This is a genomic window from Paenibacillus lacisediminis (genome assembly GCF_046567315.2).
The window spans coordinates 477,937-492,017 of record NZ_JBKIAX020000004.1; the positions used below are offsets into that span (position 1 = coordinate 477,937).

12 protein-coding genes are annotated in these 14,081 nt (G+C 55.8%); all 12 read right to left on the reverse strand.

The window, feature by feature from the left end:
* Nucleotides 1–150 precede the first annotated feature (150 nt).
* Nucleotides 151–1,017: a MetQ/NlpA family ABC transporter substrate-binding protein gene (locus ACLD72_RS10930; RefSeq protein ID WP_410997392.1), complete on the reverse strand. Its 867-nt coding sequence runs from the start codon at nt 1,015–1,017 to the stop codon at nt 151–153.
* 114 nt (nt 1,018–1,131) lie between these two features.
* A complete protein-coding gene (locus ACLD72_RS10935) occupies nt 1,132–1,812 on the reverse strand; it encodes a methionine ABC transporter permease (protein ID WP_410997079.1) in 681 nt (226 codons plus the stop codon).
* Nucleotides 1,805–2,569 (reverse strand): methionine ABC transporter ATP-binding protein, encoded by a 765-nt coding sequence (locus ACLD72_RS10940; protein WP_410997390.1) that lies wholly within the window; start codon nt 2,567–2,569, stop codon nt 1,805–1,807. The genes ACLD72_RS10935 and ACLD72_RS10940 overlap by 8 nt, the downstream gene beginning before the upstream one ends.
* A 576-nt stretch (nt 2,570–3,145) precedes the next feature.
* Entirely contained in the window at nt 3,146–5,671 is a 2,526-nt protein-coding gene (locus ACLD72_RS10945; protein ID WP_410997077.1) for an ABC transporter permease, read from the reverse strand.
* Entirely contained in the window at nt 5,668–6,372 is a 705-nt protein-coding gene (locus tag ACLD72_RS10950) for an ABC transporter ATP-binding protein (RefSeq protein ID WP_410997075.1), read from the reverse strand. Before ACLD72_RS10950 ends, ACLD72_RS10945 begins: the two co-directional genes overlap by 4 nt.
* A gap of 107 nt (nt 6,373–6,479) precedes the next feature.
* Complete coding sequence (locus ACLD72_RS10955; protein ID WP_458475754.1) at nt 6,480–7,679, reverse strand: sensor histidine kinase; 1,200 nt, start codon at nt 7,677–7,679, stop codon at nt 6,480–6,482.
* Nucleotides 7,652–8,341, reverse strand: coding sequence for a response regulator transcription factor (locus tag ACLD72_RS10960; RefSeq protein ID WP_251590638.1), 690 nt, complete (start codon nt 8,339–8,341; stop codon nt 7,652–7,654). The genes ACLD72_RS10955 and ACLD72_RS10960 overlap by 28 nt, the downstream gene beginning before the upstream one ends.
* A gap of 114 nt (nt 8,342–8,455) precedes the next feature.
* Nucleotides 8,456–9,718 (reverse strand): ABC transporter permease, encoded by a 1,263-nt coding sequence (locus ACLD72_RS10965; RefSeq protein ID WP_458475755.1) that lies wholly within the window; start codon nt 9,716–9,718, stop codon nt 8,456–8,458.
* Nucleotides 9,715–11,058, reverse strand: a complete 1,344-nt coding sequence (locus ACLD72_RS10970) for an HlyD family secretion protein (RefSeq protein WP_458475756.1) — start codon at nt 11,056–11,058, stop codon at nt 9,715–9,717. The genes ACLD72_RS10965 and ACLD72_RS10970 overlap by 4 nt, the downstream gene beginning before the upstream one ends.
* A 51-nt stretch (nt 11,059–11,109) precedes the next feature.
* The gene (locus tag ACLD72_RS10975) at nt 11,110–11,700 is read right to left on the reverse strand and encodes a TetR/AcrR family transcriptional regulator (protein WP_251590641.1); all 591 of its coding nucleotides are present in this window, start codon (nt 11,698–11,700) and stop codon (nt 11,110–11,112) included.
* Between the two features lie 808 nt (nt 11,701–12,508).
* Nucleotides 12,509–13,390, reverse strand: a complete 882-nt coding sequence (gene sdaAA / locus ACLD72_RS10980) for an L-serine ammonia-lyase, iron-sulfur-dependent, subunit alpha (protein ID WP_410997069.1) — start codon at nt 13,388–13,390, stop codon at nt 12,509–12,511.
* A gap of 19 nt (nt 13,391–13,409) precedes the next feature.
* The gene (gene sdaAB / locus ACLD72_RS10985; protein WP_251590991.1) at nt 13,410–14,075 is read right to left on the reverse strand and encodes an L-serine ammonia-lyase, iron-sulfur-dependent subunit beta; all 666 of its coding nucleotides are present in this window, start codon (nt 14,073–14,075) and stop codon (nt 13,410–13,412) included.
* Nucleotides 14,076–14,081: the final 6 nt, after the last annotated feature.

A 14,081-nucleotide genomic window follows, 5' to 3' on the forward strand; every position in this document is an offset into this window, starting at 1 on the left:
ATTATTTTATGAGGAAGGGAGTTTGACCTATGCCGCCGGCAGTCCGCCGATGTGCCAACCTCTGTGCTGGACCGACGTGCTGGACCGACGTCATACAGCGCAACACCGCACGCTTAAGGCTAGGCCCTTCTTTGGTGCCAGGCCCCGTTTTTAGAACGCCGGCAATGCGATCTCGCCGTAATTTTGTTCCAGGTACTGTTTCACTTCCGGGCTGGAAATCGCTTTGGCCAACTTTTGGATCGGCTCCGAATCCTTGTTGTCCTCACGGGCGACGAGTGTAATGGCAAACGCGGAATCGACGGTTTCCGTCAGCAAAGCGTCCTTTTTCGGCGTCAGTCCAAGCGGGCTGGCATACGCCGGCGTCATCAGCACCAGGTCGACGTCATCCAGCATCCGGGCCAGCATTAGCAAATCGACTTCTTCGAATTTGTAATGGTGACTGTTTTCCACGATGTCCGCCTGGGTGGCTTCAAGCCCGGCTCCTTCCTTCAGCTTGATGATCCCCGCTTTATCCAGCATCATCAGCGACCTGGCAATGTTGGAAGGGTCATTGGCGATGGCGATCGTCGCCCCGTCCGGCAGCTCCTCCATCGATTTGTACTTTTTGGAATAAGCGCCGTAGACCGCGTGATACACCGGCTGAACCGCTGCGAGATGGGCATTTTTGCTTTCATTGTACTGTTCCATGTAAGGAACGTGCTGGAAAAAATTCGCATCGACTTCCTTGTTGGCCAAAGCATCGTTTGGCTGCACATTATCGGACAATACGACCAGTTCCAGGTCGATGCCCTCCTCCTTAAGCTGCGGCTTGATCAGTTCAAGAATTTCCGTCATTGGCGGAATCAAGGTGGCTACCTTCAAAGTCGTCGTTGTTGTTTCCGCGGGTGCTGCCGCCGGAGACGCTCCGTTCGTACCCGCTTCATTTCCGGCGCCTTTCGCCGCCCCGTTTTGTCCGCTGCCACTCCCGCACGCGGTCAGCACTAGCGCCAGCAGCGCCAGGCTCATCATCCATTTCATCGTTTTCATGAAAAAAAATCCCCCTTCAACCCTCATGCTATTTGTCTTCGTTGCTCCTTTGGGGCCCGTTACTGTTTAACGCTATAAGTAAATCCGGGCTTCCCCACGAAAAAATTAGCGTTTGTCCAAACGCCGGGAAATCGCGCTTCCCGCAAACTGAATGCCCTGCACCAAAATAATCATCAACACGATGACGGCAACCATCAACTCTGTTTCAAAGCGCTGGTATCCGTACCGGATGGCAAAATCGCCGACCCCGCCGCCGCCGACCACCCCCATGACCGTCGAGTAAGAAATAAAGCTGATCGTCGAGGAGGTCAGTCCAAGCACCAGACCGGAACGGGCCTCCACCAGTAAAAATTTGAAAATGATAGCCAGCTTCGAGGCCCCCATCGCCCGCGCCGCCTCCATCACACCGCGCGGCACCTCCAGCAGCGACTGCTCCACGAACCGCGAATAAATCGCAACCGCCACGATCGCAAGCGGAACGGAAGCAGCCAGTGTGCCGATCGCGGTGCCCACGATCAGGCGGGTGAGCGGAATCATAAACACGACCAGCAGCAAAAACGGAAAAGAGCGAATGATGTTCACGGCGCTGTTCAGGACGGCCGACCAGCCGCGATGTTCATACAGCTGCTCTTTGCCGGTCAGAAACATCAGCGTGCCGACAGGAAATCCGAGCAGAATGGCCGCGGCCAGCGAGATGCCGACCATCATAAAGGTCTCGCCGATCGCTTCCCCAATCTGGGTGCGGTATTGCAGCACATCATGCCACATCACGGTAAAATCAAACATGGCGCTCCCCCGTTTCCCCAAGCAGTTGCTCCCGGTAAGACATCGTAAACGCAGACATGTCCGCCGCACCCCGGCGCTGCCCCAGACGAAACGTATCCGTCAGCCGCCCGTTCTCCATCACGGACACGGTGTTGCAGATGCTTTTGACGACCTCCATTTCATGGGTCACGATCACGATCGTCACGCCAAGGGTATCGCGGATGTGCATCAGCACCTCCAAAATTTCCGCCGTCGTCCGCGGGTCGAGCGCAGAGGTCGGTTCATCACAGAGCAGCACATCCGGCTGGTTCGCCAGCGCCCGGGCGATCGCCACCCGCTGTTTTTGGCCGCCGCTTAAGGCCGACGGGTACTGCTGCGCCTTGTCCGGCAGGCCGACAAACCGCAGACATTCATCCACGCGCTCGGCGCGCTCGCGTCTTGCGGACCCGGCCAATTCGAGCGGTACCGATACGTTGCCGCTGACCGTCCGGTTGTTCAGCAGATGAAACTGTTGGAAAATCATCCCGATCGATTGACGCAGCTTCCGCAGTTCCGCTTCCGGGAGGGCCGTCAGTTCCCGTCCCATGACGGTAATTCTCCCGTGGTCGGGCAGCTCCAAAGCGTTCATCATCCGCAGCAGCGTCGATTTGCCGGCCCCGCTCGCTCCAATGATGCCATGAACCGTCCCCTTCTCAACCTGAAGGGATACGTCCTTCACTGCTTCCAACTGACCGTCCGGCAAGCGGTATGTTTTGCCCACATGCTCCAGGGTGATGATAAGCCCCTCCCCCCTTTCTTTACGCCAAGCCTACTGTACTAGTTATTTAAATCTACTGTTATACATGTTATTCACCTTCCGATTATAGCTTACGTTTTTATCTGTGTCACCATTTTATATTATCTATTACAAGAATGACTTTCCGAGCTATTTGAGGGTATGAGGGGAAACACACGGCCTGCGTTTTTGAGGAGTTCATGGAAATAGCGGTAAAAAAGGGCCTTATGTTCGCCAAAAAAGGGCGTGGAGCGAATATAACGGAATTTTTTACCTCTATTTTAAAAAGATCGGGAAACAACAAGTGTTTTTTCCAAGTTCAGTCCTCAAATAACGGTAAAAAAGTCCGCTATTTTTCGGCGAAAGGGGGCAATCACAAAATAACGACATAAATTACCTCTATTCCCCGGCAGGGGGTCGGCATGGAGAAGAAATGGGGCCGGGCTCGATCCTCGCCATGGTCTAAATAGGGAACCGCCTCACGGCATCCCTTTCCAAATGAAAACACCCCATAGAGCAGACACCGGAAAAACGCCCGTTTATCCCGATGAACTCCAGGGGTGTATTTTATTGATGATTTTATTCCGCTTCCCGCAGCCTTTCCACAATCGTCGCTCCGGACATCCGGCGGTAGGCGGCCAGCGTAACGATCAAAGCGATGGCGAGAAGCAGCGGCACCGCGGCGGCCAGCGGCAGCGGGTTCAACCGGAATTCCGCAAACGCGATATTGTCGGTAACTCCCTTGGCTACCGCATACGTCAATCCCAAGCCCGCCGTGCCCACAATCAGGCTCGTCAATAATACACTGTAGAGCCCTTCAAACAAAAGCATTTTCTTCAGTTGTTTTCGGGTCATGCCGACACTCTCCAAAATGGCGAATTCATTACGGCGGGAAATCATGCCGGTGATCACCGTATTGATGTAGTTCAAAATCCCGATCAGAGCGATCACAAAGCTCAGGCTGTAGCCGATCGTTTGGAAGATGCGGATAAAGCCCTGCATTTCCTGTTTGTAATCCTCCCGGGATTTCACGAACAGACTGGGACTGGACGCCGCAATGGATTTTACCGCCGCCTCCACTTCACCGAGCTTGGCCGGATCGGCATGCAAGGTAGCAGATAAAATGATCGGGTCCTTTTTAACCGACTTCACGAACTCGTCCGCCGGCCAGAACGCATTAAAGCCGCCCGTCATGTAAAACTGGGTTCCCGCCGCATACAGCGCGCCCGATTTCAACACCGCCATAACCTTATAGCTTTTCTTCATGCCGTCCGGCTTAATCCGGTCTCCCGGCCGATAATAGCTCGCATATTGATCCGAACCCAGCACCGCTTCCGTAACGAGAACATAATTCCCGGAGTCGAACTTGACGGGGTCAAACGTACCGGCGACGATCTCGTGTTTGTCGAGCACATCGTACCATCCTTGGCTAATGCCATGAAGCTGCAGCGGGACAGTTCCGCTCTTCAGAAGCATTGCGAACGCGGGCTGCTCGGGGACTTCCTTCGCCGCCAGAGGTTCCAGGGTCCGCCGGATCGGCTCGCTCATTTTAAGCATATCAGCGCTATAGTACACTTTATCCACGCCGCTGACTCCGTCGATCCCGCTAAGCTCCCGGCAAACCTCTTCCGTAAGCGCGGCGGTATCCGGCTGGGGCACGCCACCCAGGCCTCCGGCATCCTCTTTGACGACAAAGTCTCCGGAAATATAAGTGTTCAAGTACTTGTTAACGCTAAACGAAGAGATGACCGTATAAATCACGCTGAACAAAATAATGCTTAACGACAAGGAGGCCAGCATGAGCAGCAGCTTTTTTTTGTACCGGAACAGATTCGCAAACGACATCCTGGACAGCTTGGCTCCATGCAGCGAGCGTTTGATTTTCCGGCCTGAGCCCCCGCTGCCGATCCCGGAATATTTCACCGCCTCGACCGGCGAAATCCGCGCTGCGGTCCGGCCCGGTTTGCTGGCGGCGATCCGGACCGTCAAATAAGCAAAAATGGCAGCCCCGAGAAAAATCAACGGGTTGGCCGAATTTACGGTTTCCGTCCCATCGGACAAGCTCAGCAGCAGCGGCAGCAGCCACACGCCGACTCCGTAGCCCAAAGCCAGCCCGACCGGAAGGCCCGTCAAATACAGCCGGTTCGCTTGAATGGAAATGACCCTTCTGAGCTGCCGCGGCGTTGTTCCGATCGTTTTCAGGAGCCCGTAAAATTTAATATCCCGCACAACGGAGATATGAAAAATATTGTAGATCAGCAAATATCCGCTCAGCATAATAATCAAGATCAGGATGACGAGCGGAATCACATTCATCGGGTCCTCATTCAGGGCTACGCTGGTGTAAGCCCAGTTGACTCCGTAAGGAACATCAAGCCCGGTGTCGGACAGCACCTGTTGCAGCTTCTTCTCGATGTCCCAGGAATTGCCGAACATGACGTCCAGCCGGATCGTATTGACATAACTGCCGCTCAGCCGCGACCGCTCGGGGTCGATCTGTGAAATATTCCGCTGCACAAACGCCTCCGATACAAAAGCCAGCCCCGACATCGACAAGTTGCGGTCCGCCGGAAAATACCCCGACAACACAAACTCTTTGGGGACCACCTGGCCGTCGATATCCAGATCGAGCTTTACCCTGGCGCCCAGTTCACGGGGCACGCCGAGCATATCGAGCACCCAGGCGCTCATGGCGATTCCGTTCTCCTCCTGCGGCAGACCGCCCTGCGTAAATTGGATGAAGCTGTGCTTGGCCTCGTTTTCGTCAATATGGTTGATTTCCAGCGTGTTGCCGCGCAACGCATCGCCCGCCGCGAACCCAACCAGCACGGATTTGCCGTACTCCTTGATCGCCGGGTGCTGCAGGAGCCGGTCCGCCTCCTCCGGCTTCAAATATTTGAAGCTGCCGTGAAAATCGCCGCCGGACGTTTTCATTTTCGTCAGCTGCATCGATTTGTTGAGGCTGAAGGCCATCGTAAACACGGAGGTGAGCAGCAGCGTCGTGAGCACGATGGCGCTGATGATGATCAGATTGCGCGGCCGGTTGGCCTTCAGGCTTCGCCCGGCGATGCGGGCGACCGCTGTACGGTTGTTCGCCGCCATCATCTCGAACCCGCCTCCTGCCCCCCGGCACGGCCGGAGCGGCTAACGATACGGCCGTCCTCGATCCGGACGATTTTGTCCGCGGTCAGCGCGATCTCTTCATTATGGGTAATCATCACGATCGTCTGATTGAACCGCTCGCTCATCTGCTTCAACAGGATCATCACTTCCTGGCTTGTTTTGCTGTCCAGGTTTCCGGTCGGCTCGTCCGCGAGTATGATCGCAGGTTTGGTCGCCAGCGCTCTGGCAATCGCCACCCGCTGCTGCTGCCCGCCAGACAAATTCGCCGGCAAATTGTTCACCTTATCGCCAAAGCCAAGCGCGCCGATAACCTGATCCACATACCCCTTGTCCACCCGGGCTCCGTCCAGTTCGATCGGCAGTACAATATTTTCGTAGGCATTCAGAATCGGAATCAGATTATAGCTCTGAAACACAAATCCGATCGACCGGCGCCGGAATATCGTCAACTTCTCGTCATTCATCGCAAAAATATCATTTCCGTCGACGTACACCTTGCCTTCGGTCGCGCGGTCCAGCCCGCCCAGCATATGAAGCAAGGTGCTTTTCCCGCTGCCGCTCGTGCCGACGATCGCGACAAATTCGCCTTTTTCGACGCTTAGGTCGATTCCGTCCAACGCCTTTACGGCGGTGCTTCCTTGACCGTAATATTTCTTTAGCCCATCGATTTGCAGAATCGGCATGTCCTTTTCCTCCCCCCAATAAAAAAACCTGTACGCACGTACAGGACTAAATGTAGCAGATCAATCTGACTCCCGGGTGTCTGAATAATAACACTACTGTCACATTCCTACACCACGGGCAAAAATAATGAGAACACCGATCCTTCCTGGGGCTTGGACGACATCTTGATGTACCCGCCCTGGGCGGTAACGATCTTCCTGGCCAGATACAGGCCGATCCCGACGCCTTCGTGCCCCGCCGCTTGCTTGCTGCGGTAAAAGCGTTTAAAAATATCGTTCCATTCACTCTCCGCGATGCCGATGCCCTGGTCGGCGACATCGATGCGGGTGAACATTTCGCCCGCCTGAACCGAAATATGCACGCCGCTACCGGGCTCGCTGTATTTGACCGCATTCTCCAACAGGTTGAAAAGTGCCTCCGCGGTCCATTTGGGATCGTGCTTCGCCGCGGCCGCCGGATCACAGTCAATCGCGATCCGGGTGCCTTTGCGCTCCGCCGCCGCATACACATGCGATACGGCTTGCGTAATCGTGGGGATCACCGGGGACACGGCGGTTTGCAGGGAGATCATGCCCGCCTCGAGCCGGGACATTTTGACCAGCGAGCCGATCAGCCAGTCCAGCTTCGCCGATTGGAGTTTGATCTGAGCCGCGTACTGGCGGGCATCCTCGTGCAGATCCGGGATTTCCTCCAGCAGCTCGCCGTACAGCATGATGCTTGAAAGCGGCGTTTTCGTCTGATGCGAAATGTCGGAGATCAGCGTTTTGATCTTGCTTCGTTCCGTTTCGATTTGCCGTTCGTGCGCCCGAGTCAGCTCGACATAGCGGAACACTTTGTTTTCCAGCGCGGAAAGATTCGTTTCCTGGTAACCGGTGAGCCGTCGCTGTCCGCCGATCGCCGCGTCTACAATGTCGAAGGCCGCTTGGATCGCGGCTGCTGCTCTGGCCCTCAGGATCAGGGCGAAAGAGACGGCCGCCAGGAACATCGCGACGGCAAAGGACACGGGCAGCCAGAGCGGCGGGCCGAACACCTCCCCGGCCAAATACCAGGCCGCAACCGGGTAACCCAGCACCAGCAGACCGAACAGCGTCCCGTACGCCGCATAGACCGAGGTGAAAGCAAGGGCGTTCCGGCCCGGGGACCCGGCTTGCGCGCCAGCTCGGCCTTGTCCACCTTGTCTGCCTTGGCCGTCTTGTCTGCCTTGCCCGCCTTGGCCGGCTTGCCCGCCTTGTCCGCCTTGCCCGCCCTGGCCGGCTGCTCCGCCAAATCCGCCGCCGGTCAATGCCGAACCCCCGCGTCGGCCCATATGTATCCGAGGCCGTATACGGTTTTGATGTACTTCGGCGCTGACGGGTCGTCTTCGATTTTGGCGCGCAGTCTTTTGATCGTCACCGTCAGAGCGTTCTCATCCACAAATTCGGCCTCCCGCAGCCACACGGCGTCCATCAACTGCTCCCGCGTCAAAATTTGCCCCCGGTTGGCTACCAGCGTTTTCAGCAGTTTCTGCTCCGTGATGCTGAGGGCGATGCTCTGCCCCTGCTTGCGGTAATCCATTCTCCCGAAGTCGAACAGAAACGGGGGAACAGCAACCTTGTCCTCCTGTCCGAAATCGCAGCGGCGCAGCACCGCCATCACCCGGGAGCGCAGCACCATCAGGCTGAACGGCTTGGTGATGTAATCGTCCCCGCCGAGCTCAAAACCCATGACGATGTCCGACTCCATATCGTTGGCGGTCAAAAAAATAATCGGCACGCGCGACCCCGCCCTTACTTTTTCGCAAAAATCAAGCCCGCTCCCGTCCGGCAAATTCACGTCGAGCACGATCAAATCGACGCCCCCGGCGGCAAGCCGCCGCTCCGCGCCGGCCAAATCATAGGCCTGTTCGATCGAAATCCCGTCCTGGGCCAGCGTTAGCGCAATCCCCTTGTTCAAGCTTATATCGTCTTCCACGATCAGAATGGTCGTCATGGTATGTATGCTCCCCTTCCTTCCGCCGTCATGTTTAGAATGGAATCATTATACACAATCAGGGCGGGGAAGGGGTGACGAATTACATAACAACAAATTAGTGCATCGTCCATCCTACATCGGAGTTGTCGTCGTTTGGGCCGCCATCACCGGCGGCTGCGAGGATTCCGTGAACGCCGGAGCCGGCAGCGGCAGTTCCTGGTCCGCATCGTGATCCGCAGTATGTCTGAACGAGATGAAGCGGGAATACAGCAGCGACGCCAGCAAAGCGATCAAACCGATCAAGCCGGTTGCGATACAGTCCTTCACAATCTGGGCGGTCGTCAACCCCTTCAGCATCACCGCGCGCACCGCCTCAAGAAAATAGGTCAGCGGCAGGCCATGGGCGATCACCTGCAGAAATTTGGGCATCGCTTCCATCGGCCAGGAATGTCCCGACAATGAAAACGAAGGAAGCGCGACCAGCATCGAAATTTGCAGCGCCGTGATTTTGTTGGGAGAAACCAGGCTAAGGAAATAACCGATGGACGCCACGGTAAAAGAGAAGACCACGGCGATCAATAAAATCGACCACGCCGATCCGCGGAACGATAGTTGATAAACGGAAGTCAAAATGTTCATGACAACAAACACGTTCAAAATGCCAATGAGCCAATAGGGGAACATTTTGACGAACATGATTTTCCACGGGCTTCTCTTCCAGACGGCGAAGCGGCTCCAGGTCCGCTCTTCCTTTTCCCGGGCAACCGCCATCCCAACGGCCATGAACATCACTTGCTGCAGCGTCGTTCCCGCCATCCCGGTTACGAGGAAATCCACGTAATCATAGGTCGGGTTATAAAGCGTGCGCGAGGTGAACGGGATGATCGATAATGTCGCGCTCACCTGCTCATCCTTCATTCCTTGCTGCTGCAGCCTTTTCGTTGTCGTCCCGTAGCTGTACGTCGTGACCACTTCGTTGGCGCCCTTGACGACAGCGTTCGTGATCATCAGATTGGTGCCATCCACCGCAGCAATGATCGGTGTCGGCGTTCCCCGCTTCAGCTTGGCTTCCAGATCGGCCGGGATAATCACCCCGGCTCTGGCTTTGCCGTTATCGATCGCTTGCCGCAGTTCCTGGCTCGAATGGACTTCCCCAACGATTTTGATCGACTGATGAGCATCCAGCGCCTGGATGATTTCCTGGCTTAATTGACTCTGATCTTCATCGTAAATGAGCGTGGGCACATCCAAAACAGCCCGATGACTGTAAAGGGAGGCGAAAAAAAATGTATAAAAAATCGGCCCGATCAACAGGATGACGAAAACCACCCGGTCTCTGAAAATATTCCTCCATTCTTCCGCCAGCATGGAGCCTAACGTAATCCTTCCGTTCACTGGGCTTCACCCGCTTTGTCCGCTTGATCCGCAGTTCCTCCCTGGCCGGAGGTTTCGCCGTCCTTGCCGTACCATTCCACGGTCATCCCGGTCGCAGCGGTGTCCGGCAAATCGATAAATTGAACTTTAATGCCGAAGGAGCGAATGTCCAGATCCCCCGTATTTTGCGTCGCCTTTTGCGAAGCGAACGTCGCCGCCTGTGCTACCGTAACAACCTTAGCCTGTTGCATGCTGCCGTCGGATACGAGCTTCACGTTAACGATATCGCCTTTTTTCAGGCCGGCCATCTCGGTTTCGGGCAGATAAAATTTCGCCGTCTTAACGGCATCGGTTTGCTGAACCGTGAAAACAGGGAACCCGGAACCTACGATTTCGCCGAGCTCCGCCGACTGGGACACGATAACCCCGTCTACGGGGGCAACCAGCTTCGTGTAACCCAAATAAGTTTGGGCTTCCTGCAGCGCCGCGGAAGCTTGCTTCTTGCCGGACTCGGCCGTCCGCTGGGCCGCCTCGGCCTGCTCGATCATCGCCGCCGCCGCATCCACATCCTGCCGCTTAATCTCGATTTGCGCCTTGTTGGCCTCGGCCAGCGCCAAAGCTGCTTTCGCCTGCTCAAGCTGGGCTTCGGCGGCGTCGATCTCCTCCTGGCGGGCGCCTTCTTTCGCCAAGTTGTTTTGTTCAACCGCGGCGTTGTAAGACGCTTCCGCCTGCGTATAGGAGAGGTTCACTTTGTCCATATCGGCCTGGCTGACTATCCCTTCGGCAAACAAGCTTGAGGTCCGCTGCAAATTGTCCTTGGCGATATCGTAAGCTTTTTTGGCCGCTTCCATCTGGACTTTCACCTGCTTCAGCTCCTGCGGGCGCGCTCCCGCTTTGAGTCCATTAACCTTGGCCTGGGCCGCCTGAACCACCGCCTGCGCCTGCGCGATCTGTTTGTCGATCGTTTCCGCCGTCAGGAAAACCGCACTTTCACCCTCCGCTCTTTTCGATTTCGCCGCATTCACGGAAGCTGCCGCTTGCCCGATCTGGCCTTCGGCCGCGGCCACCGCCGCCTGGGCCTGGGATACCTTGGCTTTGACCTCATCGCTTTCGATCTGGGCCAGGATATCCCCCTTTTTGACCTCATCGCCTTCCTCCACCAGCAGCTCGACGATCCGCCCGCCGACTTTAAAGCTCGCGCTCGATTGATTGGCCTCGATAAACGCCGTCGGGCGGTTCGCTTTTTCCCTGCCGGAAGTGATCTGGTTCGAGTTCAGAATCCAGACCCCACCCGCAATGAGCAAAGCGATCGCAACATAAACTAACACCCTGGGTATAATCAGCACTTTTAGTTTTTCCATCTTCCTCTACCCCTCCAAATATCATCTCGCTTAAATTTGAACCGTTAATAGTTAATAGACCGGCCGATTTGCCGACAGGCCTCCCGCCAGCAAAATCCGCAAGGACTCCTTGATCTGCTCCTTGTCCAGCGGCTCGTGGTTTTTGCTCCAATCCAACGTTAACGCTATGTACAACTTCAGCATGACGAAAGAGACGACCTTCGGATCAAAAGCGCGAATTTCACCGCGCTGTCCGGCCAGCGTGATTTGCCGCTCCAGATAATCCAGAATGGCGTTTTCGATTTTTTCCAAGCCTTCCCGCGCCTGCTGGGTGCCGAAATTGCGCACCTCCTGAAACAGTTTGGCCAACAGCTCATGCTCGCGTCTGAACTCCAGCAAGGCATCCATGCTTTGATAGAGGTTCTCGAAAAACGGCTTGTTCACATCCACCTTTTGCGCTGTGAGCTGTTTCATATCCGCAATGATGGAAAGTAGAATTTCATCAAACAGCTCTTCCTTGTTGGTGAAAAAAGTATAAATGGTCCCCTTGGCTACATTGGCGATTTTAGCCACTTGCTCCATCGTCGTCGCCTTATAGCCAAACAGCGAAAAACATTTCACGGCGGCTTCAATCACCAATTCCCGCCGGTTGATTTGAGCCAATCCCCATCGCGCCTCCCTCCAAGAAATGACCAATTGACCGAAATATGAATATAGTCAATTAGTCGATTTTTACTTTACTCCTTCCAAAGACGGATGGCAAGGTATTTTTTGCAAAAAAATTTCGAAAATTTCTCGACCTGAGATGAAGTGCTTCAAACGACAGCTCCCGTAACGGACAGGAGAGACGTTATTCGCTTATTTCCCTGGTATTTCCCGCTCTAACGGACACAGATGACGTTATTTGGTTCAAAATGACATGTTTTACGCCGGTTTGAAGGAAATAACGTCTTCTCGGTCCGTTAGAATTTTTTCGCCTTCATTCTGGGCGGTTTAAGGTCGCTGGAGTCCGTTAGAAGCGCAGCCTCATCAACGAGGTGCGGCAGGCAACACCACAACTCGACAACACCGCAGTTTGGCAATATCACAGTACGACACATCACAGTGCGGCATATCACAGTACGACACATCACAGTACGGCATATCACAGTACGACACATCACAGTGCGGCACATCGCAGTACGACACATCACAGTACGACACATCACAGTGCGGCATATCACAGTACGACACATCACAGTACGACACATCACAGTACGACACATCACAGTACGACACATCACAGTGCGGCATATCACAGTACGACACATCACAGTACGACACATCACAGTACGACACATCACAGTGCGGCAATCGCAGTGCGGCCACGTCCCGTGCGGCAACGCCCCGATCACACATTGCGATGCGCCTCTGCAGCCTCAACACAAAAAAGTCCCGGCCCTCTTTTACGAGGACCAGGACTCTTACTTGCTTATTTTCTCCGGTTCCGCAGCTCCTTCATAATTTTGCGGCCGGTAGGCGTTTGGGCCAGGCCGCCCTGGGCCGTTTCCCGATGCCGGCTGGGCATCGCGGAGCCGACCTCCAGCATGACGTCGATGACCTCGTCGGACGGAATCGCGCTGCGCACGCCGGCAAGCGCCATATCGGCGGCCGCGAGCGCATTTACCGCCCCGAAGCCGTTGCGGACGATGCAGGGGATTTCCACCAGGCCGCCAACCGGATCGCAGATCAGGCCCAGCGTATTTTTCAGCGCCAAGCCGACGGCGTGCACCGCCTGCTCCGGCGTTCCCCCGCGCAGCTCAACCATCGCGCCCGCCGCCATGCCGATCGCGGAGCCGATTTCCGCCTGGCATCCGCCTTCCGCGCCGGAGATAAACGAATTGTTGGCGATCACGTACCCGATCGCCCCGGCGCAGAACAAACCGCGCACAAGCTGCTCATCCTCCCAGCCGAAGCGCTCCTGGGCGCTGACGAACACCCCCGGAATGATGCCGCAGGAACCGGCCGTTGGGGTGGCCACGATCCGCCCCATCGAAGCGTTAACCTCGGAAACCGCCAAAGCGTAAGCCATCGCCTGGCAGGCGATGTCCCCCACGGCGGGCTCCCCGTTGCCGCGGTATTCGTTTACCCTTTTGGCATCGCCGCCCGTCAGCCCGCTCGTTGAGGTGATTTGCTCCGTCAAACCTTTGCGCACGGCCTCTTTCATTATTTGATAATACTCGGCCATCGCTGCCATGATTTCCGCTTCGCTCTGGCCGCTTTCCGCCGCCTGATCCTGCAGCATGACTTGCGAAATCGTCAGGGACTCCTTGTCGCACAAAGCGACGAGCTCCCGCAAATTCCGAAAACGCATGTTTACCTACTCCTTCACTTTATGTTAAATCGATGTAAGCCACCCGGCTTACGTGCGGAAGCTTTTTAACCTCATCAATAAGAGTGCCCGGAATCGCGCCATCCGCTTCGACGACGGTCAGGGCTTCTTCGGTCCTTCCTTTCCGGTCGGTAATGATATAGCCGATGTTCACGTCCTCCCGGCTGAATAGCGCGGTGATGCCGGCCAACATGCCTTGGCGGTCGGCATGCTCAATCACAAGCGTCGGCAGTTCGCCCGAACACTTGACCTCAAACCCGTTGATGCCCTGAATCGCAATGTTCCCGCCGCCGATCGACGCCCCCGTCACCTCGGCCTTGCCGTTTCCGGCGGTGAGCGCGATTTTTACCGTATTGGGATGGGTCCCCGGCTGAACACCGGTTGTAAAATCAAGCTTCATCCCCATTTCTTCCGCGTTTTGCAGCGAGTTCCGGATGCGCTCGTCATCCGTGCGGTAATCCAAAATTCCGCCGACGATGGCCAGGTCCGTGCCGTGCCCCTGATACGTTTCCGCAAACGAGCCGTAGAAACAAATCCGCGCTTCGTAAGGCGCCTCTCCCAACAGTTGCCGCGCAAAACGCCCAATCCGCACCGCCCCCGCGGTATGGGAGCTGGACGGCCCGATCATCGCCGGACCAATAATCGAAAATACATTTTTAAACCGCATGGTCAT